18 protein-coding genes and 1 pseudogene are annotated in these 24,827 nt (G+C 57.9%); 5 read left to right on the plus strand and 14 right to left on the minus strand.

Annotation, left to right across the window (positions count from 1 at the left end):
* Positions 1-1,815: 1,815 nt before the first annotated feature.
* Positions 1,816-2,769, plus strand: coding sequence for a hypothetical protein (locus tag IF809_RS34155; protein WP_223153703.1), 954 nt, complete (start codon positions 1,816-1,818; stop codon positions 2,767-2,769).
* A gap of 7 nt (positions 2,770-2,776) precedes the next feature.
* On the opposite strand, the gene IF809_RS34160 is transcribed toward IF809_RS34155, so the two are convergent.
* The 3 genes from IF809_RS34160 to IF809_RS34170 form a co-directional block, all read right to left on the minus strand.
* Complete coding sequence (locus IF809_RS34160; protein ID WP_011084799.1) at positions 2,777-3,157, minus strand: transposase; 381 nt, start codon at positions 3,155-3,157, stop codon at positions 2,777-2,779.
* Positions 3,158-3,288: 131 nt separating this feature from the next.
* Positions 3,289-4,896 carry a carbohydrate porin gene (locus tag IF809_RS34165; RefSeq protein WP_223153702.1) on the minus strand — a complete coding sequence of 536 codons (1,608 nt, stop codon included), beginning with the start codon at positions 4,894-4,896 and terminating at the stop codon, positions 3,289-3,291.
* A 507-nt stretch (positions 4,897-5,403) separates the two neighbouring features.
* On the minus strand, positions 5,404-5,760 hold the full coding sequence (locus tag IF809_RS34170) for a hypothetical protein (protein WP_162131007.1): 357 nt from the start codon (positions 5,758-5,760) through the stop codon (positions 5,404-5,406).
* Positions 5,761-6,173: 413 nt separating this feature from the next.
* On the opposite strand from IF809_RS34170, the gene IF809_RS34175 reads away from it, so the two are divergent.
* Positions 6,174-6,692 (plus strand): hypothetical protein, encoded by a 519-nt coding sequence (locus tag IF809_RS34175; protein ID WP_011084803.1) that lies wholly within the window; start codon positions 6,174-6,176, stop codon positions 6,690-6,692.
* 408 nt (positions 6,693-7,100) lie between these two features.
* On the opposite strand, the gene hemN is transcribed toward IF809_RS34175, so the two are convergent.
* A complete protein-coding gene (hemN, locus tag IF809_RS34180) occupies positions 7,101-8,438 on the minus strand; it encodes an oxygen-independent coproporphyrinogen III oxidase (RefSeq protein ID WP_035715344.1) in 1,338 nt (445 codons plus the stop codon).
* A gap of 1,649 nt (positions 8,439-10,087) precedes the next feature.
* Positions 10,088-10,804 (minus strand): sulfite exporter TauE/SafE family protein, encoded by a 717-nt coding sequence (locus IF809_RS34185; protein WP_011084806.1) that lies wholly within the window; start codon positions 10,802-10,804, stop codon positions 10,088-10,090.
* A gap of 1,245 nt (positions 10,805-12,049) precedes the next feature.
* On the opposite strand from IF809_RS34185, the pseudogene IF809_RS34190 reads away from it, so the two are divergent.
* Positions 12,050-12,187: pseudogene (locus IF809_RS34190) on the plus strand (LuxR C-terminal-related transcriptional regulator); the annotation flags it as partial.
* A 347-nt stretch (positions 12,188-12,534) separates the two neighbouring features.
* On the opposite strand, the gene IF809_RS34195 reads toward IF809_RS34190, so the two are convergent.
* From IF809_RS34195 to nodD1, 9 genes are all read right to left on the minus strand, one after another.
* Complete coding sequence (locus tag IF809_RS34195; protein ID WP_014497822.1) at positions 12,535-13,260, minus strand: outer membrane protein; 726 nt, start codon at positions 13,258-13,260, stop codon at positions 12,535-12,537.
* Positions 13,261-14,082: 822 nt separating this feature from the next.
* Complete coding sequence (locus IF809_RS34200) at positions 14,083-14,328, minus strand: hypothetical protein (protein WP_011084811.1); 246 nt, start codon at positions 14,326-14,328, stop codon at positions 14,083-14,085.
* A gap of 963 nt (positions 14,329-15,291) precedes the next feature.
* Positions 15,292-15,654: a hypothetical protein gene (locus tag IF809_RS34205; protein ID WP_014497821.1), complete on the minus strand. Its 363-nt coding sequence runs from the start codon at positions 15,652-15,654 to the stop codon at positions 15,292-15,294.
* 1,478 nt (positions 15,655-17,132) lie between these two features.
* Positions 17,133-17,801 carry a branched-chain amino acid ABC transporter substrate-binding protein gene (locus tag IF809_RS34210; RefSeq protein ID WP_080670247.1) on the minus strand — a complete coding sequence of 223 codons (669 nt, stop codon included), beginning with the start codon at positions 17,799-17,801 and terminating at the stop codon, positions 17,133-17,135.
* Between the two features lie 31 nt (positions 17,802-17,832).
* Entirely contained in the window at positions 17,833-18,123 is a 291-nt protein-coding gene (locus IF809_RS34215; RefSeq protein ID WP_028154217.1) for an ABC transporter substrate-binding protein, read from the minus strand.
* 424 nt (positions 18,124-18,547) lie between these two features.
* Positions 18,548-19,261, minus strand: coding sequence for a MerR family transcriptional regulator (locus IF809_RS34220; protein ID WP_026312621.1), 714 nt, complete (start codon positions 19,259-19,261; stop codon positions 18,548-18,550).
* Between the two features lie 122 nt (positions 19,262-19,383).
* Positions 19,384-19,593, minus strand: a complete 210-nt coding sequence (locus IF809_RS34225; protein WP_014497819.1) for a hypothetical protein — start codon at positions 19,591-19,593, stop codon at positions 19,384-19,386.
* 586 nt (positions 19,594-20,179) lie between these two features.
* Positions 20,180-21,172: a transcriptional regulator NodD2 gene (gene nodD2 / locus IF809_RS34230; RefSeq protein ID WP_011084818.1), complete on the minus strand. Its 993-nt coding sequence runs from the start codon at positions 21,170-21,172 to the stop codon at positions 20,180-20,182.
* 633 nt (positions 21,173-21,805) lie between these two features.
* A complete protein-coding gene (gene nodD1 / locus IF809_RS34235) occupies positions 21,806-22,750 on the minus strand; it encodes a transcriptional regulator NodD1 (protein ID WP_018646994.1) in 945 nt (314 codons plus the stop codon).
* Between the two features lie 793 nt (positions 22,751-23,543).
* Between nodD1 and IF809_RS34240 the strand changes: the two genes are divergently transcribed.
* Positions 23,544-24,176, plus strand: coding sequence for a NodA family N-acyltransferase (locus tag IF809_RS34240; RefSeq protein WP_011084822.1), 633 nt, complete (start codon positions 23,544-23,546; stop codon positions 24,174-24,176).
* A partial coding sequence (gene nodB / locus IF809_RS34245) for a chitooligosaccharide deacetylase NodB (RefSeq protein WP_462839749.1) occupies positions 24,173-24,827 on the plus strand: 655 nt, incomplete at its 3' end. The genes IF809_RS34240 and nodB, both read left to right, overlap by 4 nt.

Genomic DNA, 24,827 nt, shown 5'->3' on the forward strand with positions numbered 1-24,827 from the left:
ATATAGGAGCGATCGTTGGCGCCGGCTGGCGCCACGGCTCCCAGGCGGCTTCAGTCGTGTTGATCGATGTATTGGGAAATATGCATCTGCTGCCAAACCAGTTCGGGCCAAGTCAGTTTGTGATCAATGGGGAGCGCTATTTTCGGCTACGGTGGACCAGGAGGCCGCAGGGATGTTCGCCTGATCCATCATCCCCGCGTGAGCCAGCCGGATGAACCAGGCCCGTCTCAGTCGCTCTATCGTCCCCGGCCGATCGTGCCAGCCGTGCAATCCGGTGAGGGGCCCGTTGATCTTGGGTATCTGATCCGCGGGGATGGGAGCACCGAGATCGATTCCTTCCGCCCTACCTCGTCCGCGCCCTGGAAGGCCAAGGCATCTTGCCGCGGGCGGGCCAACCAACCTATTTCGAGATCCGCGGAGTGCCTTACAGGGGTGAATTGGTGGAGAGCGAAGGCCGCCAGCGCGTACGCATTTATCCTGAACGTGGCTGAAGAGGCAGCAGGGCCTGCAATCGAGCTTTCGGCGGGGCAGCTCGCGTAAGGCGTTCTATAGCGAGGCTGTTGGCAGGCGATGGATCCGTTGCAGGGGCACGGCCTGAACCGTCCAGCCTCCTCTTTGTAGAATCTGCCAAGCGATTCTACCAATTTGGTGCGTGCCCGGACATGCTTTCTGCATCCCTGATCCTTTCACATAGTCCGCCAATTCTTGTCTTGAAAACCGCAGCTACCACAGATCGAACGCATTCCTGATCGAGGGAGCACCGGCGCCGAGCGCAGGCGATGGCCAAGCGCCAAGAACTTGGCCACCAAACGAAAGTTTGCTGACAAACGCTTTTCCTGATGGCCGCCCAAATTCCTCGGCGGGCGCGGTATTTCGCAACCTGCATAGCTTAAGGCCTCATGCCCAGTTCAGTTATTGCGCTATGCAAAGGCCCCTCGCGCTGCGTTGCAAACACCTGGTCCGCTCGGGAGCAGAGTGCAAGTGCCCACTGGACCTGGGAAGCCGATGAAAGCGAGCTTGGTGCGATAAAAATCGCTAAGGTCAGCTTCCTCCCAGCGCTTTTCCCAAATAATCTCGAAAAGGATCAATGAGGACAGAGTGTGCGGGCGGCCGCCGGCGCTCAGGCTCACCGCCCGCAGCAAGCCAGCGTTCGATAGTCCTCACGCTCATGGCGATCTGCGGCGCGATCCCGCGCGGCGACAGACCGGTGGCGCGCAAGTCGAGGATTTCGGCATGAAGTTGCGCGACGATTGAGAGCCGCGGGCGACGGCTCGTCAGATTCTCGAAAGTTTGTTCATAGTAGGACTAGCTCAATTGATTGCATGACGAGAGGCTAATGTGGAACCGCACAATTTTGACGTAACTGCCGGGCCGCGGTACAGGTCTCGCAAGAGCATCAACCCGACCGATCCGGGCAAGACGACTTTGAGCAGCAATTAAACGAGGTGCGCGAAGCCGATAACGCGATCCCTGACGGTGGGCCACGCGGTAGGCCCTCTACCAATGTGTCTAGCTACACCAGCAGTCCCCGGCCGAGCCGATGAGTGCACTTGCCAGGAGCAACCTCTTGCCAAGCGAGGTCCTCATCAACGATGAGCGTAACACAGCTGAGTTGAGAGCAGCGAAGAGGCCAAGGGCCCTAAAAAGTCCGCAAGGCGTTGCCATTGAGCAGCAGCTGAGCGAGTTCGCCAATTCAGGCGGTGGTGGAGCAATGTCAGCAGCCTCCGCGATGCAGCCGGCTCAATCAACTGGGATTGTGGTACGGGGGCATCAGTTGGACAAGCGGCCTGTTTATCCGAGGATGCTCCCGAAATCTTGAGGCTTGAGGAGGCTCTCATCAAAGGCGGGATGGTCGCCGGTGGGGCGAAGCAACATGCAGGCGCTCTTCTTAGCTTTAGCCGTTGGCTCTTCGCAAAACGCAGACCGAGCATTGTTGCTCGGCAGGACAATAAGTCGCTGAGCAATGGCGGTGACGTATACGAGTTCGTCGGAAAGGGAAATCCCAAAATCCTCCTTGTAGCATTAGACCATCTCCGCACCTTTCGGTCGACGGGCGAAGTCATCGTACGCCAACGGAGCGGTCGCGCCCGCCCCCCGAACGTGGCCCCCATCCATCCCGAAAGCGCGGCACTGATGGAACCGACGCTCATCGGCGACGCCGCTGCACAGCACAGGGCCTCGTACGAAGCTAGCAGTCGGCGAGAGGAGCTTCGGGACGGGCAGGAGGATCAACCCGCCCCGTCGGCTTTCGTCCAAGGGCACGTCGCGATCAATCCCGAGCAGCTTCATCAGTGGGAGCTTTTGCAAGTGCTGGATCATCTTGATCATCAACCCATTCCGTCACCAGCCTCCGTCCCTTCGGACAAGCTTCAGCGACTGGAAAAGGACTTACAGGGCGAGTTGCACCGACACCCTGCCGCGTCGTTCTCCGCCGATCCAGAAGAGTTTAGTTTCGATCTAAAGCAATTCTCTCCAGGGGAGCTTCGGCGATTGCTTGATAATCAATCCATGCCGTCCCCCGTCTCCGTCCCCTCAGAGGAGCTTCAGCGACTAGAAAAGGACTTGCAGGATGACTTGCGCCAACACCCTGCCCCGTCGTTCTCCGCCGGTCCAGAAGGGCTTAGTTTCGATCTAGAGCAATTCTCTCCAGGGGAGCTTTGGCGATTGCTCGATGATCAATCCATACCGTCGCCAGTATCCGTCGATCCAGATGACTCGGCTCTAAATTTAGAGCAGTCTGATCTTCCCCGAAAGAGTGGAGGGGTTTAAGCGGCTTTTAGCTCCATCTCGATCGGGCGATATATCGATTGCGGAATGGAGCCGGGTTCGGCTCGTAGAAGCCCTCGATGAAAGCAAAGATAATGCGCTGGGCGTCGGCGCGGTTATGGTTGCGATGACGAACCAGTGTATGGAGGAAGCTCTCCATCGGGGCATTGTCGTAGCAAACGGCCTCGCGGCTCATCAACGCGGTGATGCCGGCGCCCGCGAGACCGCCTCGTCTCATGCAATTGGGTTCTTTGGTGAAGGTTGCGGAATTCACGGGCGCGAATAAGGTCATAAGATCAGAATCGCAATCGATGCCCGCGATTCGCCCTTGCTCCATGCCTTCCGCTCGCTGGTTTCCCCCGAGCTTACGATCGTCCAGGTCCTTCCCCATGCCGATAAAGTGGTGCTCGTTGCTCGGTCGAAGGTCGCGCTCTCGTTTCTGTCACGCTTAGCCGACTTGCCGTGGTAGGGTTCGGTCCCATGCGTCACGATAACGTCGGAGCAGAACGGCGCTTGCGATGATCAGAAGAATATCAACGTAGATATCAACAGATTGAGCGCGTGTTCCGTTTGGGGCGTGTGTGTGATGATTGTCGGGTAATGAATGTATGACAGTCCGACGCTTGCATATATCCCCGGAGCGAGATGCGCGATGTATGTTCCCGTGACTGCTGTGCTATCGCGGTGCGCAAGCTGGCCTTTTGCCAGAGCAGCATCCACTGCAAGCTTACTCCAGGCCGTGTTGGTCGCCACGAGAGCAATCAGATCACTGGGCCGGCTATCAAAAGGTCCCTTTGCATAAAGACGAAGCTCGTAATACCGGCTGATCCTGTTGCGCTCAGGTGGAGCTCCCATGACGGAGAAGCCGCCGTAGATGCCGCGAGACGGCGACCCAAGGGCGTCACTCTGCCAGAGCTGCCTGTCCGCAGCGATGTAGTGAAAATTATTTCCGCTCTCCCTTTGTTGCTTGGGATCCGCCAAATTCGTGTAGCGGCTCCTGTTCAAACCAACGCCCGCCCGCAGCCACGTGTCGGGTACGCCGGGAGCAGCCTTGCTCTTGTAGCCGGCTTCTTCGACAAGAAGGATGCCTGCATTGGCCGTGCTCCATTTCAAGCCGGTGGGATTCTCGGTTATATGGGCATAGGCACCATCTGGACTGATTGAGCGCTGGACGGAGACCTTGTTGTACAAGCGAGCGTCAAAATTGTACTTCAAGTTGGCCGCTGGCGTGGGCGCGGCATTGGTGCTCATCCCAGCCTGGAACAAGGCAGACATGTTCGATCCTGTGATTCCTCCGAACAATGTGCCGGTGAATTCATTCTGGTTTCTGAGGTAGCCAAGTTTGAGTTCTAGTGTCCTGTTGAAGAAAGTCTGGTAGTAGGCGAGCGTATTGAGTCCCACCCGATCTGGCCCTGGGCGATCCCACGTCCAGTATTGCTGCTCGGCCCCTACGACAATCTGTCCGTCGGCAATGCCAAACCGGCTCAGATCGTAGGTGACGATCATGAAGTTCGCCGACGCGAAAGTCGGATTCTGGCCCATATAGAGCTGGTTTGCGATAGTGCTTCTGGCTGCATGCGGTAGCTGGTTGCTTGCAAAGGAGTTATGTGTCCACCCGATATAGCCGATGCCGACGTCCGCCAGCGCAGATCTAACGCCCCCCTTGTCCTGATCAATCGTATCTGCAGGACCAGGGATGGGGAACCACAACCCTTTTTCACGCAGATTGTCGTACCTTTGGAAGGGATCGATCGTTTTTTGCGGTCTCGTCTGAGCAGCCCTGTCCGCATTGCCGCGCTTCTCCAAAGGCACTCCGGGACCTGCTGCTCGCGCCGGGGCAGGAGGGCGGATTGCCTGACAGATCAGGTCGATCGGGAGCTTTGCGGCCCGGTCGGAAGTCTTTCCTCTTTTGCTGGCCTGATCCACAGGGTGGTTACTAGGATCAAGTCCGCTCGCGGTTTGTGCCAGTACGGGATTGCCGACCAGACAAGCCGCTAGCGAAAGTGCGATAGCAAGCCCAGATTGCTTGCCCCTTGGTCTTAAATTGAAAGAAAGTGCTGCCGTAGCCGAGTATGTCCGGGGCGAGGTCGTCGCAAGAAGGCAATCACGCATGGCGTAGTTCGGGTCCATGTCTGCCGGCCATGAATATGCGGCCTGATTGGCCCGAAGTGAGCTCGCGGCGGCGTGTGGCACGCGCCTGCTTCCACATCGTCATTGCAAGCGCAGCCAAGCAATCCAGACCCCCCCGCAGTGGCAGTCTGGATCGCTTCGTCGCCAGCGCTCCTCGCAATGACGAGCAAGCGGCATCGCGGCTGTCGTTTCGCGTCCGTGGGGGAGGGGGACGAGCCAGAACTCGATCTATCCGAACAGAGCCACTCAGGCTTCCTGAATCTCTCAGCTCGCGGCGCGAGGATGATCTGGTCCGAAACTTTGGTTGTGCGTGACGCCGGTGCGCCCAGAGCCAGCGGAGAGCGCTGGCTCGGCAAATGCTCACGAGCGCGCGGAGCGTTCTGTCCTGGCCGCCAAAGCGTTGCGAATGTCCACCTTGCTCACTGTGCGTCAGGCGAGTCTGGCGGTGGTGCGCATCTGCATCGAAGGCGGCTTTCTGGACCAAACGGCAGCCACCCGAAAGCAAGGCTAGCCGTGCAAGAGGCTTGGCTTCACGAAGCGTTTCATTGGTATCGTTGTCAGCGAAACACGAGACGATCGGCGGGCTTGAAGGCCGAAGAGCTTTTGGATTTGCGCGCGCGGCAACCACACCACAACATCCAACGTGATAGCGCAGGGGACCGGAGGAATCAGCCATCGAGCAGCTTTGGCGGATATCGGCGAGCAGTTGCTTTCTGCCGTCGGCGCGGCAAAACCTGTCTTGCATCCAAAACCTTGATGTGCGCGGCGTTCGTTGGTTACGCTTGCCACGTGCCCGTCATCTCGAACAACCTGCCGGAACTGGTAGTTGATCAGGTGCAATGTTTGCCGGTCCAATCGCGCCATTGCGGCTCGGCCGATCAGCCGTGGCGCTTACGTGGCGCGTCCCAGACGAGGTTGCTGGTCTGGGCAATGCGTGAGGCGGGGCTCCATCGAACACTTGCAGGAATCAGTGGACGGTTTGCATTCGTGCCGGGGCACGGTAAAAAATCTGCAAGGTTCTTCTGAATGATGAGAGAATGCTGCGCCATCGCCGACTACGACGAGAACCATTGCTCGCTGGTGGCGCTATCATTGAGAACGCGCGCAAATTGTCGCGTTGCTCAAGAAGGAGCGTTTCATAGGAGTAGGCGCAGCCGATCGGGAAGCTCACCAAGATTGATTATTGTCGACGCTGGCAGCTCCTGGAACGCGGGAGCATCGCGAGCTATCGCGTCGACAAAATAAGCCTGCTGGAACGAGATCTTGAGCGAGGGACAATGGACTTGATTGATCAAGCGGCCGCTTCAGACTTGCGGCCGCTCTTGCACGGGCCGTCAAGACGGATTCTCCCGGTTTTGGTGCTCCCGCTTATCCTCGTCGGCTCGTGTGCTGCTAGCGCCTGGCTTTGGGCTAACCTTGAAGAGCCTGTCGAGACGCCGGAAAGCAGCGAAGTCGCTTCAACGATGAGCCTGCCACCGGAGGACAGGGCATCCTTGTCCGAGATAAAGTGGGCACAGCAGAAAAATGGTGATGAGATCGCAGAACTCAACCGCCGGATCGATGCCCAGCGGGATGTCCTCAAAGGGGTCCTGGATCAGATCACCATACTGACTTCGCGGATCGATGCGCTGCAGAGTTCAACACCTGTCCCTTCTGCTGCTTCCGAGCCTCCTTTGTCGCCAGCCCGGGCTGTTTCGAGCGCCGCCAGGAAACGCTTCGGGCGGTCCAAACCACAGGGACCTGTTTCCGTCGGAGGCGCGCCAGTGATCGCCGGACCGAAGACAGCCGAGCCTTGAGTCTGGGACGCTGCAGGCGTCGTCGAGTGTCCAACTGTGCTCGAGGAGGTGGACCGTAGCTTCGCAAAGCTGCCTCCAGCCGTAAATTTCCCGAAGCTGGTGCGGGCGCCGGCGTCTCCAGCGGCACGTCGCTGAGGCCGTCACCATCATCAAGAGCAGTCAAGGGGAGGTGGGGCAGAGCCCTTTCGGCATGATCGAGCCGTGGCCCTGAACGGCGGAATCCGCTGCGCTTCTCCTTCAAATCAGCTTCCCTTTAGTCAGCCCTCCCGGTTTGAGGCCATATCTGAAAGATCGTTGTCATGACACCGCCGCTGCATCCTCGAAATCTGGCCTGTCTGCCGGAGGTGCCTCTTCAGATCATTCCGTCGCGAAGAGCTTAAATGTTTGAGATCTGCTCACATGCGCGGCTTAGTTAATAGGGATACGGTCGAGATAGGTGTCGAATGCGGCAGCAACAGCACGAACGAGAAACCGGTGTTCCTGCTTGACCCGAATGAATCCCTCTTCAATGTCCACTATCCCGTCTTCGGCGAGCATTCCCAGCCGGTCGGCCGAATTGAGAAGAGGAATTGGATCAAATCCGTGAGCAGCACAGATCGCTGGTACGTCGGCCTGCAAATCGCACATCAGACGCTCGATAATTGCGGCGCGGAGGCGATCTTCGGGGGAGAGGCAGTAGCCTTTTGAGGTTGCCGGACGACCAGCCTGAATGTGTTGGTGATAGGAAGCGGTTGCGCTCTCGTTCTGAACGTAACCCTCACGCAGACGGCCGATGGCTGACGGACCTAAGCCGATCACGGTTTTGCAGGTATCAGCCGAATAGCCCAGGGAGTTGCGGCGAAGCTGACCGGCTTTCTGCGCCAGCGCGAGCTCGTCGTTGGGCAGGGCGAAATGGTCGAGCCCGATCTGGCGGTAGCCAGCCGAGACCAGCGTATCTGCGATAGCCGCGGCTTGCTCGGCGCGGGCGAGATTATCCGGCAGCGCCGTCTCATCGATCTGGCGCTGACGTTTCATATAGGAGGGGACGTGAGCATAGCCGAAAACTGCAAGCCGGTCTGGCCGCATGGCCAGAGCCGTCCGTGTAGAGTCCACGCAAGATCGCACCGTCTGATGCGGCAGTCCGAAGAGGAGGTCGAAATTGATGCGGCTTATCCCATGCTGGCGAAGGCTTTCGACGACAGACGCCGTCTGCACCTCGCTCTGGACGCGGTTGACCGACCTCTGAACCACCCCGTCGAAGCTTTGCACGCCGATGCTCGCGCGATTGACGCCGGCCACTTGTAATGTTTCAACCATCTCGGCTGTGAACGCACGTGGGTCGATTTCTATGGCGATGGTAGCTGATTTGCTGAACGCGAAGCAGCGTCGCAGGAGTGCCATCAAGGCGAGAAAATCGGCCGGTGCAATAGTAGTCGGCGTCCCGCCGCCGAAATGCACGTCGCTTACCGGCAGCGCGCGAGGCGCTTGCTCTGCGACCAAACGTATCTCGGCATGCAGCGTCGCCAAGTACTTGCGGATCGGTCGCTCGCTGCGAGTGAGGCTTGTAGGGAAGCCGCAATACCAACAGATAGCACGACAGAACGGAACGTGGATGTATAGCGACACGGGATCGTCGGGCGGCAGCCGCCTCAACCATGTCTCACAAGTCTTAGCACCGACGGTCGCGGAGAAATCCGGCACGGTCGGGTATATGGTGTACCAAGGCAGGCGAGCGTCGCAATACTTGTTCAGGAGATACGTCTGCAAAGCCTAACTTTCTCATGGTCGAGCGGCATAAAGCTGACCGATGCCCACTGTTATGTCTTTGCGTTATGTCAAACGCGTCTAACGGTTCCTGAGATCTGGCCTGCTCTCGACGTCACGGCCAAACGCAGCGTTGGGGTTCATGCCTGGAAGTGAGCGCCGCTCGTCCGCAATTATTCGGACGTTTATGGTGGCATATGAATTTCTACGAGGACGCTCGAATTAGCGCGGTGTACCGCGACTAGCCGTGCGCAGTATCAATCGCTCATCGGGCAGCGTCGTTTCCGCATTCCCCCTGGCGTGCTGCCTTTTTGCGACGGAAACAGGGATCTTAAAACCTCAGCAGGGCAGCTGAGCTTGTTGCTGGACTTCCGAGGAAAGGCCGACGTGGTTGCTCCGCAATCGACGGATGCCTCCCGTTCAAGGCCGGAGCGTCACGGAGATAAGTGACTTGCTAGAGCAGAGCGCGATGTGCGATGTGCGATGTGCGATTGCAGCACGTGACGCTGCGTGCGATTCAAGTCTTTTGTAGCAGCTCACGAAAAACTTTTTTGGTTTCCAGCATAAAATCAATGAGCCTCAATTCCGCCACGCTGCTTGTCTCATTGCCGCAAGCATCATCACGGATGTACTGATGATGTTGGGGTGGCCCCGGCGCACTTCACGCCCCCGGCAAAGTGCGTCGGGACGCCTTGGTTCGCCGGCGTCTCGTTCAGATCCAAATACATGTCACTAACTCACAACGAGTTGGACGTCGTGCTGATGGCAAACGCGAGCTCGGAACGATTTGCTGTACTTTCTATTCTGCTTCATCGGTTGAGGCGTTTTGTTTCTGATAACGCCGTTGCAGCTGTTGATCGGCCAGATCGCATATCTATGCAGCGAGTCTTCATTGGCGTCGCATCAATGCGATGGACCTCCAGATTCGGTTCCACATAAGTCGCCTGGTGAGGCGTCGATCATCCCGTCACAAAACATTCCTACGCTGCGAGCTGGAGGCCATGTATGCAGGAGCCGGGGTGTAAGGTTGTGCCTCATGATTACAGAAAATGGGATTCGCATCCTGGCGTTCCAGTCCATTCACACTGGATCGATAAAGTGTCTGTTTCGAAAACCAATCGAGCGTGGACATCATCTTCGTAATATTCTCCATGAGGACGCAGCCCACACGCGCGCGAGAAAGGAGATTGCGCGGCCTTGCAGAAATACTATATTGAGAGTTCATCGCCCTATCGCTCCTAACCAAGTCGAATGCGCACCCTGGCGCGGTCCTCAGGGTAGTGAGAGCTTGCCGGATCGCCATCGATCAGGTGCTCTTCGTCCGGCACGCTTGATTGAAGCGTGGCGCCAGGCCATAGCCGAGATCGGCGTACGCCTCGTTTGCTCGCCCGGCCTGCCCGACGTTGATCCTGCAGGTCGATTGGAAGCGCGAATCGGATGCGATCTAGTACTGACCGTCCGCCTCAGGACGATGCGGAGCGCGCTCGGATCCGCCTCACCCTCGCTCGACCCTACGGCTTTTCGCGATCGTGTTGGCGGCTTTCAGTGTTGGGCAAGGCGCTCGGACCAGGCTTGAGCCGCGGCTCGCAGAAACCTTGTACTTCGATCTGACCGCGCTGGGATCGCCCGCATGAAAGATGCGCGTTTCCACTTTAAGCGCGAACCAATTGAATGCCGGCAACGAGCAGAACGGCCGCCAGTATGAATCTGATGGCTGTCTGGCTCAACCATTTCAGGCCGATTACTGCTCCAGCGACCGCCCCCGCCAGCGTGAAGATAGCGTATAGAGCCAAATCCGGAGAGGGAAATTGCCCGGTGAAAAGAGCTCCGACGAAGCCGACTGTGGAATTGGCCAGGATAAAAGGGGGTGATAGCGCGACGGTCTGCCTCGGTGATGCCCAATTCAGTGCGATGAGCGTCGGGGCGAGGAACACACCGCCGCCCACCCCAGTCAGGCCAGAAACGAGGCCAAGGACCGCGCCAATGCTCACGCTTTCCCGGAGCGGAATTTCGCCGACGCGATCGACAGCTCGTCCCCGCTGCATGATCATCACTGCGCTCGCCAGAAGAAGAACGAGTCCGGTTAGTGTTTTGTACATGTGCTCCTCGAGCACAATCAAGCCACCGGCAAGCGACGCTGGCATTGACGAAAAGAGAAGAGGGCGCAGGATTGTCCAGTCAACGACCTTGTTGCGGTTGAACAGCCAAGTAGAATAAGCCGCGACGACAATGTTGAGACCAAGCGCCGTGGGGCGCGTCTCTGTCGATGACATACCAAAAAAAGCCATTAGCGAGAGGAATGCAGTCCCGCCAGCCTGGCCAACGCTCGCATATAGCAGGGAGATGATCGCGAAGAGCAGGGAAGTCATGCTTCACATATCTTGGCGACGATCTTCGCCCGTTTTATTAGCAAGCCCATCATGATTCGTGCATCTGGTGCGGCCTAATTGTATTTCCGCTCGGGGCGGATCTAAGCGGTTCGCCGGAATCGTGCGGCCGGAGGTGTAGTCAGTTCAAGTTCCTTAGCGAGTGCCATGTGTGGACCCTCCCATCAATTGCCGAGGTTGGTAGTTGACTGGGCCCCAATAGGGGGCGTTTGAGGCCCTGAGAGGACGGCACTCGAGGGGGCGGCCGAGGTGAGCTGCCGAGGTGAGCTGCATTTGTTGCTGTAGCTTACCCCGTGCCGCAGCTCGCAATGGTACTGTCGCCTTCCCTCCCCATGTCATGAATGCTTCGAGGCACCTACCTCGCAACCAACCGTCCGCATTCGAAGTCCTTTTGCGACGATTGATTTTGGCGAAATCAACAGTTGGTATGGCACTTGCTAGTCCGATCCGGGGGCCTCTCCTTCTGGAATGCGCATGCAAAGTGTCTTCCGCATCAAACAGGTTTCGCGACTGCGCCTATCGCTTGTTGCGTTTTTGACGTGGCCCATTTCTGTCCGTTCGGTTCGTTTGTACCGGGCCTGCCGGACGGGCCCGATGAAATGCCGGACAACGATGCGGGGAGTATGGCGTCTGCATCGGATCTTCCGTTCAGCTCATCGATCGCGTCACCGACGCTGTCACACGCCGAGAATCAGCGACAGGTTAGCGATGGATGATTCGCAAGATTGGGAAAAAAGATGACACTTCTGTTGTCTTCATCTCAAAGCAGGGAATTGGTACTGACAAGACGCAGATCGAGTCTCGCACTGAAAGGTGCGTGCTCTACCTTACGTGTAGTTCAGAGCCCAAGATCTCCTCGTGCTCGCCCGAGAGACAAAGCGAAGCACCGTTCGGACGCGACTGCGTTTTCTCGCCATGCAAGCTAAACCGACCCAAGCATCTAGCCGTGCGTGCGCTCGGTTCTTGTCGCCAGCACAGTCCCGGGGCCCTCGGCCCTTCTATCACTGCCGGCATGAGTAAGATGGAGCATCCTTGTGTTCGCATGGAGTCGATCCGCACGGACGACAGGCGATGATCTCCGAGTTCGCCAGCTCGCCATCAGCGAGCACTTTGTCGATCGCCTCGGAGCAAGGATGATGACGCTATTCGGTTGTTTGACGATGCGATCATCCTGGCGCAGTCGCCGGCAGAGCAACGAATGCGGCCAATGGCGTCAGAGAAGGAAAATCGTTATGGGAAATTGGGATGATCCTGGAAATCAGCGAGAATGCAGTCAATTTTCATGTCAAGAATACGATGGGAAAGCTGGGTGCGACCAGCCGGATTCAAGCAGTCGCGATAGCTATTCGCCTCGATGTTCTTTGAATTCAATTGAGGAACGACCGCCAACTGTCACATCTTTGGCTTCCAGCTTCTGGCAAGTTGAGCACGGTGCTTTCGGTGAACTCGCAGATATAACCCTCCTTTGGGCAAGTCTGCATCTCGCGCTGGGTGAGGTTCTGGGGCTTCGTAAGGTCGGTAAGATGTGGAATCGGCCGATCTAATGCTCACTGGTCGGAGCATGGCTCTCTCCACCAGCGGGTGATTCTTTGCTCAGATGAGCCCGCACCGCTTGCTCGGGACGTCGGACAGGGGTCTAGGGAGAGGAACAGCTGAGGAAAGAACCCCGACCGCGGGCCGGGGTCCCGATTCATCCAAACGCGTGGAGATCTTTATCTGGCGAACGGCCAGCCAAACTTGTAGTTGAGCCGTGCCGTGATGAGATCGACGTCCTGGTGCGCGCGATCCGCGCCAAGGGCCGCTGGGAAGCTTATGTTGCTGCGCTGCATGAACAAGTGGTTATACTCGACGCCCGCTGACCAGTTCGGCGTGAGGCTGACTTCGGCACCGGCGCCCAGCACGCCACCCCAACGCACATCATTGTTTTTGCCAAGCTCGGTGCCCGTTGCCACCGAGTTGACGTAATAGGTGTTGCTGGTCACCGCAGCACCGCCCTTGCCATAAAGGAGCACAGCATTGAACGCGTATCCGATATGGCCCGTGAGTAGGCCGAATGCATCTGTCGTGGTGCCAACGGTGTCTGTCGGGAAGGCGGTGCTGACATTGGAGCCGCGGAAGTCGGCCCAGTTGCCCTGGCCTTCGAGGCCGTACACCATGTTGAAGATTTGCCAACGATAGCCGATCTGGCCGCCAACGGTACCGCCAGTCGAATTATGGCAGCCCTCGGAAGTGATGCCATTGAAATCCCAGCAATTGTGGCTCGTTCCCCAGCCACCGTTTGCGCCCATATAGTAGCCGGACCAATCGATAATCGGGGCCGCGACCGGCAGCGGTGCCGCCTTGACCTTGACGGGCTGCCCGGCCAGATCCGTGCCGAATGAGGGGGCGGCCGCACAGAGTGCGCCGATGCATGCAGTCAGAATAAGAATCTTTTTCATTCGCGTGTTGTTTCCTTTAGGTGCCCCAGGCACCGTGCCGTTTAACAACATGAACGCGAATTGCTGTAACTGGCGCACAACATGTCTTGGAAAGAAACGTGCCCAATCGCCCGCGGCGTCAGATTGCGGAGCTCGCGGTTTCCGCTGCTTTGCTTCTACCGAGACGCTGTGGCTCGGCAGTGGTCGCCTCGCGCGGATCATCCTCTTTGAAAATGATCGTTCATGATCACCTGCGACGCGGAGCAAAGCCAAAAGGTGTTCGGCTCCTTCCGTCGCTAAGCTGCGGCAACGCCCAGCCGCACTTACAGTACTGGATCGATGGCACGCCTCAGGCGCTTAAGGTCATTCTTCCGGCAACACGGACGTGCTATCGCTTGCAATCGCGAGCAACGCGATGCCGATCGATTGCAGGCTCGATCGCTTTGGCTCTGGAACGACCACAAGTCTAGCTCGATGGTCCGTCAACTTCGACCTTGATTGATGGGTCGGGAAGCCCACTGCGTGCTAGACAGTGCTCTTGCTTGAAGTTGCGCAAGATCGTGCCGAGCTCAAGGTCACCGTGGTCGGTTTCCTGGCGCGAGCGAATACCAGCGCGGCCGCCCCGTCTCGCCGCCGTCTGGGCCTGGTGTTCAGCTTCCTGGTCTCGGCCGCCAGAGGAGCTGTAGAGGCAACAGCTTTCTCGAGCGCTCTCGTTTCAGCGGGGCCGCACATGATTAGAGAAAAGTCTGCTCGACCACGCACTGGCCCGAATTTTCCACCGTATGAGGCGCCCTAAATGCCTTAACGGCGCCGGATGCTCTCGCCGCAATAGGCACAAGCGAGTCATTGCCCGGTCGACGGTGCCAGTTCAGCCCGCAAGTTGCGTATCGCCTCGTTGGCCAGATTCAAAGCATTCCGTTCGCCGTTTCTTATCGAGCACTCGAGGTAAGTGCGCAATCGGCTATGAAGGACGGCCTTCAGATTATGTGCCAGCAGCGGATCCTTCTCGACAAAGCTCCAAGCCTTGTCAAATGCGACGCTCACAACGGCATCTGGCACCTGCACCTGCTCGGAAAAGATCTGATCCATCTCTAACGCTCCTCGACATCCTGATACAAGGAAGTACCTTCTCAAAAGCAACCGGATTGTGTTGCGTGTCTCAGCACGAAAGACATCTGCTCCTCAACCTCTTCCACGCTACTCCCGGGACTTCAGGAGAGGATATAGATGCTTGTTGAAGTTGCGATGACCGAACGCCGTAATGCCCGCGCAATTCGAAGAAATTCTGAAAAGAGTGAAGCGAGTACGAGTTGTCGTGCCCTTCATTGCCGTCGTGGGCCTCTTGGTCGGTCACCAAATTGTGGCTTTTCCTTCATTCGGAAGATCGGCCCCCACGGGTTGCGGTTAAAGCCCAGCATGATGAAAAAGGCCGCCTACTCTTTTCCCACTCTCAAGAAGCGTTCAAACCGCAATGGCGCTTGTGACGTCGGATTTGGGGTGATGTAGCCTGTTCCGGATGAGACTTGTCTGCTTTGCGACAAGTCTCGACGCCTATTGCCGTGTGATATTCACCTGCGCGTGGCTTTCTGCTCCGGCCGTGGTGTTTGTTACCGGTCAGGCGCCTAAGAGAGGGAACGAGATGCAAGGGCAATTGCACTTTCCCCACGGCGGATTCTTAGTCGTTTGGCAAAGAAGGGCCGGGCGCCGTCGGTGTGGGTTCAATACGGAGTTGCGTAGGAAAGCCGGCGCAGCGTGGGATCGGCGGCGCGCTTCCGAGCTTTGGATACTTGCAGCTCGTGAAAGGCGTCGAGGGACAGCAAGGCCCAGCTAGATCGAATGCGTCGCCGGCGGCGTGAGATAGAGCAAGCCTGATTTCGAAAGTGGTGGCGAACTGTTGCCATATGAAAGGCCAGCGGAAGCGGCGCGCTTACGGACGGTGAGCCCATAAACAGCAAATGTCGATCCCTGGTGTGTGCGGCCTAAGTGTAACTGTCAGCCCAGCCATAAACGTCCGCTCAACGCCATCAATCTCCAAAAAGCGCAAATGAAATCTCAGTCCGCTGCCGCACGTGAAAGAATGAGCTTGGCGATCGTCAATCGATTGGCGGAAGTCCGCAGCGCGGCCGGTAATGCCGCCACAGTCTGATCAAAAAGGCGTCCCAGAATCTGAAGGTCCTCGGGGTGGTAAACGCCACGGTCTTGCGACAATCGCATTCGTCCGTGGCCGGTTCTTGTATCGCCAAGCTGGCCGAGCTCCAGTTCCGCGGTGATCATTTGGCCTATGAGGGCATTAAGTAATCGGATCGCTTCCAGCTCGTTGCCTTCTTCGCGCATGAGCCCAGCCACGATGTCGAGTTGCAGGTCGACGCGATCCTCGAGGTTTTGTATGCGTGAATTGGAAGGGTCAAGTTCCACGGTATTTCTCCAAAGTGGTGAAATGCAAGACAGGCGGAGTAGAGGTATCGTTTCCCGTTCGCCAAACGGCGGACGCTTCGCTGGACAAATGACTGCTGCACAGGAGGCGCTTCCGGTCCCCTGGAAGAGGGGGCACATATGTGCCGCGAAAGGATTGCAAAAGTGCAATGAGCGTCTAGGGAAAAACGAAAAGCGTTGCCGATGGCGCGGGATTTGAATGGATTCTCGAGCCGCCCAGTGCGTTCGGCAACAGCGGTGACTCTGTTCGGGGCCACACAGCTGATTGTACTGCTCTGCTTGGAGCCGCGGCAACAGCGCCGGACTGTTGAGGCGACCCGCCTGGTCAGAGCGAAAGGTCCAGCCCGCACCCCTGCGAAGGCCAACTCACCTGCCCGAGTTCTACGCTGCGGAGGCATTTACCATCGCCGAGTGTGCGTGATAGCTGTCTTCTTAGAGCAATCAAGTATCATGCCCAAAGGGGCAGGCAACGTCGTGTAGATTGCGCGCCAACTGCGACTGGTCACCGCACTGCATTCGTGCCCCCACGTGTCTTGCCGTCAAACATTGCTCGAAGCAGCCAAGAAGCACGTGATTTGCTCTGCGACCAAGTGATCCATTATCACGCGACATTCGTGAACACTGCCTTCCGTAAGCCGGCGATCGACTTATGCGGTGTTTGGCTTCAATTAGTAAAATAGAAAGTGTTGATGGGATGCATCCAGTTCGTTGATAGCGCAGGCGAGCAATCTCACCGCCTTCATCGGAGCCGGTTGATTGGTTCTCCTGCTATCCGGGCTAGGAAGCATAGGGAATGCCCGGGCAGGCGGCTGAGCCGCTGATGACCCGCCATGCTTGAGAGCGCACGAAGTAGCGGAACGAGTAGCGTTGACTTGGACGCCAAAACCTTGGTGCCCCCGCGGCCAAGAGAGGCATGCATCCCGGCGCCGGCTATCCACCAGCTCTCGCTACCCGTATACTCGGCTATAGTCTAGGTAGTGGGCCTGATTGCTTCGTGCCGTCCCGCTGTCTCTTCCATTCGTGGATCTGAGATTGCGCGATATAATCCAGGCTAGAGAATGCGTAGATGCTGGTCGGGCACGAATCTGACAGAAGGCGAACGCCTCCAACAAAATCCGTGCTTGTCCATAAAGAATCGTTAGCTTCGCTTTCCTAGTCCTCAACCTTCGATCACTGGCTGCATAAGGGGCATGCCTTCAAACCTAGCAGAACGGTAAATGGCCGCCTCCGAGGCCAGTGCTGCAGACGGGATCAGACAAGGGGGCTGCTATTTGTCTATCATCGGGCGTAGCACCTTCGGCAGGGCGGCGCTCGGTAGCTCTGCGAGCGCCGCAGCGAGCGCGAAAAACGCTGCAAAAGCAGCGAATATAAAAGCGCTAGCGAGCATTGCTGCGACAACGTTCTGAGGGCGTCTCATCATTCGAGATACTTCGCGTGGGGAATGCTGCGTTGCATGAAAATCAGTACTTCTTGACACGCTCGACATGACCGTCGCGCCAGCGATAAACCAAAAATCCAGAAGCCGAGTTGTCCCTCCTTTTGTCGAACCGGTCGATCGGTCGGGAACGAAGCGCGCTGGCGACCCGGTCAGCATTGAAGGAGCCGCTCCGGTTCACCGCCTCTGCCCAGGCTTGCACAGCGGCACAAGCGTATAGTGTGTAGCCTTCACCGGGCAGCCCGGAAGCTTTGAGTCCGGCGACCGCACTGGCAGCATTGGCGTTCCCAGCGGGGTTGGGCATGAAGGTAAACAATGTGCCATTCCCAGCGCTGCCGGTAATGGCCCAGAATTCGGAGGTCATCAGCGGATCGTTCGCCATGACCGTGAGGTCTGCTTTTGCTTCTGCTGCCTGGCGTACCAACAATCCGACTTCGGTGTGGTAGCCGCCGATATAGGCGACGCGCAGCCGGTCCTTCTCCATTCTTGAGAGCAAGGCTCTGAAGCCCCTTTCACCGGCAACATAGCTTTGCCGGCTCACCTGCCGTCCCAATCGATGAAGCCGGGCTTCAACCACGTCGACAATCCCCCTGCCAGCAGTCCTCTTGTCGTCCAGCACCGCGATTTTCTCGAGGCGATAATTCGTGTGAATGTACTCGGCGGCAACGGCTCCCTGTTGGTCGTCGGGCCGCAGATCCGAAAGACAGTCTCAAGGCCGTGCTCTGTTAGTTGAGGAGTTGACGAGCCTGGTAACACCTGGACGATGCCAGCTTCGCGTAGATGTCGGAGGCCGGGATCGACGAAGAGGAACAAAAATGGCCAACCACCAACAGGATCCGCTCTGTCGTGAGCTTATTCGCGACTGCGACAGCTTGCCTAGGGTCGCAGGCGTCGTCAGCGACGCTCAATATAGTTTTGGCATTATCGGGAAGCTGGCCTGAGGCGTTCAGGACCTCGACCGCCGCAGCCGCACCATCGCGCATTTGCGCGCCGAATGCAGCGCTGCTTCCGGTCATTGGGCCAGCCACGGCGATCTTTATTTCAGAGCCGCGCGCAGACGGAGCGACGAGAGCGCAGAAGAGAAGCGCCGCAGGCGCAAGAGAGGCATGCCGCTTATTTACCATTGTAGAGCTTCCAATGCTCACCTGAAGTGAACCGCAACTGGTTGTAGTCAACCACGCCTGTAGACAGGCGTTGCTTGCTGGGCAAACCTGCGTTGGCCGGGCGAGCCGCCAACTACGGTAAGATCTACAACTTGACGTTACGTGCGGATCAAGCCCTTTTGGGAAGAGCGATGGAGGCGTCAGGGACGCGGATCGACCGGCGGTGACAATCCTTCCGTTTGATTCCGTAAAACTCCAAGCCGCGTCGGAGAGCGGCCGGTTCACCTAGCGTTTCTTAGCTTGCCCTAACCGGCGTGTGGAACCCGCCATGAATGCGTCAGTAAGGCTGATCCTCCAATCCGCCAAGGGCAAGATCGAGATATTGCATTAGACAGGGATCCCAACCAGCCAGACTGCGGGGCGCGCTTAATCGTGCAAGTACCTTCAGGATCATCGAAACACGTGAATCGTCGCCGGCGATTTCGCTGATCAGCAAGCGTGCTGCAACCGCGACAGCCTTTGCGCGCTCTCCGCAAGGGTGCTCGCCCCCATCCATGCAGTCGCGAAGATCATCACGGATTCGCCGCCAGCGGTCCTCTCGCTCCGCAGCTAAATTGCAGGTGCACCGGGACGTCTGACTCCGCGTCTCGGCGCGCGACATGGCGTTCAGGGTGGCAGGCAGCTCATCCACACTTACCTGCGCCTCGCTGTCGATGGTCATGTTGCGCAAACGGTCGCGCAACAGAGTTGTGCGCGCGACTTGGACTTCTATGCGCTCTAGATGTTTGCGCAGCAAGTCCGTGAGTGAGGTCGTCCCCTCCATAGCTTTACGGATCTCCACGAGCGAGAAGCCAAGCTCACGCAGCGCGCGAATCTGATGAACCCGTTGCCCGCTTTCGCGGTCATACATCCGGTGACCGCCCTCAGTGCGCTCTGTCGCTGCTAGCAGTCCAGTGTGCTCATAATGGTGCAGCGTGCGCACCGTTACTCCGGTCGCCTCTGCAAGTTCGCCAATGCGCCATCGACGCCGTCTTGGTGTAGCTCTGTTCATGTTGTTCAATTTCAAAGCCTACAACCTGACGTCACGTATGATTCAAGCGGATTTCTAAGCTCCAGTTGAATCGCCTTTAATTCATGCGCGCGAGTGGTGACTATCCTTAGAATGGCGGCTGATCAACCCTCAGGAGAAAGGGTGATCAACAAGTTCGCCAGGCGTGCCAGTTCAGCCTCGCCAGCCGCCGTACGCTCCAGGATAAGTTTGGCGATTGCTGCGCAGTTTTCTGGACTCCGCATCGACGGAGGTAGCGCGTCGACGGCGCCGTCATAAAGCCGTCCGAGGGCAGATAGCTCTTCTGGATCGAACACCCCGCTGCAAAGCTTCAACGTTCAGCTCCTTGTTTGAAATTGAGTCAAGCGCAGCGCACGTCGTCAAGACGTTTGGCTGCGGTAGGGCCAAAAGAAGTCATACCTGCGGCGCAAAGCGATGAGGATGTGATGTGCTGCTGTGTGATGCGTTCAGGCCACACGCGTTCGCGATGCTAGCTTCGACGGCACGGCAAGTCCGACGATCTCTATGCTCACAATGAACGGTGGTAGGAATCCGAATAAGCTGATCATCTCCGTTCATCGGGAGCAACTACCGACCCAGGGAGTTGACGGCAAGAGCTCCGTGCCTGGCCTACCTTCTTGAGAGAGCTGCGCCCTGCCGCGGCCGTTGCAACGTAAACGCCTAGCTTCAGTGCGAAGGCATTGCTCCGTCGCTCGCCGGCCCCGTTCCGTTCCCGTCCCTAAAAGCATCAAGTCGGCAGTCTGCCGTTTCTCGCCCCCGAGGCGGAGGTGCGAAGAGCGAAAGCGCCTCTTGCCTGCCGCAAGGATCCTTTCCCCCGGCAATAAGAGCAAGCCAGGCGAGCAGGAATTGTGTGTTGAGACAAGTGTTGGAATGTGAGGTTCGTAGACTTCGCGAATGTGCTTACGGCAACGGTGAGACGGATCGCACGAAATGTCCCGGGGGCTCCGCGTCTTCCGGGCTGCTGGTCACACGGAGCTCTTGTGTAGTTGCCATGCGGGTGGCCTCCTGAAACAAAATGTCCCTCATCCACAGACTTCCCGGGTCGCTGTTGTGAAGTGAGGGCCATTGGACCGCCTCGGTGAAGGCGGGGAATGGATGCGGAAGCTCAACGATCCGAAGGGGCATCGTTCTTTGGAAATGCCTCACGAGCCCTAATGGCATCGTGCCTATGCGGTTCGTCCCAACTATGAGAGGCGGGATCATGCTGAAGCTCTGCACGAGGATGTCGATGCGCCGCGTGGGTCCGAGATCAGTCAAAAAGGAATGCTCAACTGGCGTCCGGGGCGCACCTCCGTGCTTAACTGCAACGTGACCCATCGACATATATCGATCGAATGTAAGCCGGGGTTGTAATTCCCTATTGGTGCAGCAGCCTACGCAGACGAGTCGCTCCTCGAATAGGGCCGCTCTGGGGTGCGTGCTGGACATGAAAAAATCTGGCCGGATAACAAAATCGACTTCACCGCGGCGGAGGAGCAGCTCGTGTTCATCGGTCGGCGCAGCCAATTCGAAGCTGACGGCGGGGGCTTCTCGCGTGACGCGTGCTACGACATTTCGGAAGAGCACAACTGTTACGAAGTCAGAAAGGACGATCCTGAATCGGCGGTTCAATCGAGCTGGGTCGAACGGATGTCGGGCCATAATCGAGAGTTCAATGTGCATCAGAGCCTCGCGCACAGGAGCCGCGAGCCCTTCCGCGCGTGAGCTCAAGACAAGTTCGCGCCCCCTCATTCCAAACAGTTCATCACGGAAATGCTTGCGCAGCCGGGCAACGGCTGCGCTCATTGCCGGCTGACTAAGATTGATCTTGCGTGCGGCTGACGAGAGGTTGCGCTCAGTTATTAGAGCATCCAGCGCGACCAGAAGATTTAGATCCAGACCTTTGAAACGCATCTCTTCCTATCCGGCACAAACGTCGTTGCTGCGCAATAGCGTGCGGTGGCGCCAGCGCCTGGAGCAATCGTCTTGGCCCGCCCCAATGGACATCGGCTCATTCCTGCGCCCGGGAAAGGAAGCTTGCGAGATGACCGCAACAATGGAGAGCAGGCGGAAAGCCGATCGGCAGCGGCGGGAAAGCGTCGGGAGCTCCAAGCTAATTGGTCTTGCCGGTTCCGGCCGGCCACGCAGCAGGGTCGTTCAGTCCGCTGATGGCAGATCAGCCCAGTGTTCGTCAGCGTGCCAAAGCGCGGTGTCGACAGCTGGGTCGTGCAGCGCTTGTCACGAGAGCAACCTACAACCTGACGCAATGTGCGGTTCAAGACATTTTAGTGATAGAGCCAAACATTTGCACGGCAGGCATATTCTTCTGCGATGGTTGCCGGACGTAGCCTGAATGCGTCGTGAGCGCATCAAACCGCACCTTCGAGGTCACCACGCGCACAACTGGAAAAGGCTTCGCGACCGATCGTCGCATTGCGCGTCTGTGGCTCCTTCTCACCTCCATACCCTGGAGAGACGAAAGAAAACGGGGCACGTCGAAGGTTCTACAGTGTGCCGGGGATGTTCAGAGCGCAGCTTAAGGTAAGCCTAACAGCGCCTGCGAGTTGGAGGCTCCTGGTCCCCAGATGCCATGTTGGATGCTTCCTCGAGCAATATCCGACGCATCCAGATGCTCGCGGGGTCGGTATTGTGGAATGAGGGCCACTGCAGGGCCTCTGTGAATGTGGGCAGGGGGAGGGGCGGTTGGATGATCCGCAACGGCATCCGCTTTTCGAAGTGCCTGGCCAGTCGTAAGGGCATCGTGCCGATACGGCTCGTGTCTAGCAACAGGGGCGGAATCAGGCTAAAGCCCTGCACGACGACCTCAATTCGTCTCCTCAGGCCGTGCTCAAGCAAAAACCATTCTTCGAGGTTCGGTCTCAGTGCGCGTCCGAACTTGGCAGTAACGTGCCCCATCGAGATGTATTGTTCGAACGTAAGCTGCCGGGATAGCTGCTTGTTCGCGCGGCATCCGACGCATACGAGGCTCTCGTCGAACAGCGTCGCCTTAGGGTGCGCGCTCGACATGAAAAGTTCCGGCAGAATGAGAAAGTCGACCTCGCCCCGCCGCAGCAGCTCATCCGGTTCATCAGAAAATGGCAGCAGTTCGAAGCGCACCGCGGGGGCTTCTTGCGCCATGCGGTCCACAATTCTGCGGAAAAAAACGATCGTCATGAAATCTGAGAGAATGACCCTGAAGCGTCGGCTCGATTGAGCAGGGTCGAGCGCGTCCCGCGATATGATTGAGAGTTGGATGTGCAGCAGGGCCTCGCGAACCGGACCTGCAAGCGCTTCCGCGCCAGGTGTCGGGACGAGTTCGCGACCTCTCATAGTAAAGAGTTCATCGCGGAAATAGGTGCGCAGCCGTGCGATCGCAGCGCTCATAGCAGGCTGGCTCAGATTGATTTTGCGAGCCGCCGCTGTGAGGTTGCGCGCCGTCATCACGGCGTCGAGCGCAACGAGAAGATTTAGATCAAGTCCCTTGAACCGCATGTGATGAGTCTATCCATCGTGTGGATGTGTTCTATCGAAACAATCGATTTTACCAAACTGGGGGAGGTTGGATAGCAAACTGAAGTTTGGAAAAAGCAATTAGACGCGCCACGATGGTTTCCGGTCGTTCACGTGAGCTAAGAGAAGAGCTCCCAGACGTGGGAGCGCACCATGGGCGCGCGTTGTTGTTTCTCCTTAAGCGTGGCCGTTCGAACGCCAAGCGCGTCCCGATAAACGTTGGTATGCGGATATCATCCGTTTCCATATTTCAGGTTTACCCGCGTACAATTGAGGGCGCGTTCAGCCTCATTCTAGTGTCGAAGAATAGAGGCAGACGCAGGTTGCGGATGCCAAGAATTCCAGGCGCCGTTCCAAATGGCTCGCCTGTCCAGTGCATGTGGGGCGTGTCGAAGATGTATAAAAGCCAGTGTGATCTGATGCCGCTCCGATGCGCCATCGATGAGGCTTGCGCGCCGATGGCCGGCCCTCAGACGTCAAAGCGCCGGAGGGCGATGCGACTGCAGGCACAAAAGCTCGCTGGTGCAGACAGGTTCTGGCTAGCCCAACCGCCTCGTCGGCAGCTTCCGAGTTATCGTGAGCGCGGCATCAACCGCACGAGGGTGCAATCAAGCGATCGCTCCGTCGCGCAAAGGCCAGCGGCGCGGAGTAGGCGAGCAGTGCCGAGCTCCGACAGAGCATGGCGGCGCATCTCAGCATTCATCGGCGGTTCGGCGAATAGCGAATTGACGTGACCATCCCCGCTCTTCATTCCACCGGCGCAAGGAAGCTCGCCATGAACATTGCCGTCTCCCCGACTGCGGAAGGATCTTCTGGGCGCGCTCAAGTGCAGTGGAGCCTTCGTTGGGAAAGTGAACTGCAGCTCGCCGATCATGCCGAGCTCGCGGAGTTCTTCCGCAAGAGTTACGGACCGACGGGTGCGTTCAATGCGCAGCCGTTTGAGCGGAGCCGAAGTTGGGCTGGAGCAAGACCCGAGCTCCGCGTAATTGGTTACGACGCGCGCGGGGTAGCGGCTCACATCGGGCTACTGCGCCGCTTCATCAAAGTTGGTGAAGTCGATCTCCCTGTGGCCGAACTGGGGTTGTATGCGGTGCGCCCCGATCTCGAGGGGCACGGGATAGGCCACGCAATGCGCGTGATGTATCCCGCACTCCAGGAGCTCGGCGTTCCATTCGGATTTGGCGCGGTTCGCTCGGCCCTCGAAAAACATTTGACCCGACTGGTCGAAAGGCAGGGGCTCGCCACCCTGATGCGTGGCATTCGCGTCCGCTCCACCTTGCCGGATGTCTATCCAAATTTATCGCCGACGCGCATCGAAGACGTGATCGTCGTGGTGTTTCCGGTCGGACGCTCGATAAGCGAATGGCCGGCCGGGACTGTCATCGATCGTAACGGGCCTGAGTTGTGACAGAGCGTTCCACCCTATCTACTGTCCGCTGCGACTACGCTGACGCGGGCGGAAGTCGAGCTGTCCATTTGACCTTTGACGATGGGCCAAATCCATTTTGTACGCCAGAGGTGCTCGATGTCCTGGCGCAACATCGGGTCCCCGCGACATTCTTCGTCATCGGGACGTACGCGACGGAGCATCCTGAACTCATCCGACGAATGATTGCGGAAGGGCATGAGGTTGCGAACCATACGATGACCCATCCTGATCTATCCAGATGCGGACCTACGGAGCTACACGACGAGGTGCTGACGGCGAGCGAAGCCATCCGTCTGGCGTGCCCGCTGGCCTCGCCCAGGCATATGCGAGCGCCTTACGGCATATGGACGCGAGATGTGCTCGCAGTGGCGGCGAGCGCTGGTCTCACGGCTCTGCACTGGTCGGTCGACCCTAGAGATTGGTCCCGCCCCGGGGTTGATGCAATTGTGAATTCCGTACTGGCGAACGTACGCCCGGGTGCAATTGTGCTCCTGCACGACGGATATCCTCCCGATGAGGAGGGATTGCCCAGTGGCTCTACGCTGCGCGATCAGACCAGGACGGCGCTGGCATATCTCATTCCAGCACTACAACGGCGCGGGTTTGTAATCCGTCCACTCCCTCAACTCC

The organism is Bradyrhizobium sp. UFLA06-24 (assembly GCF_054967145.1).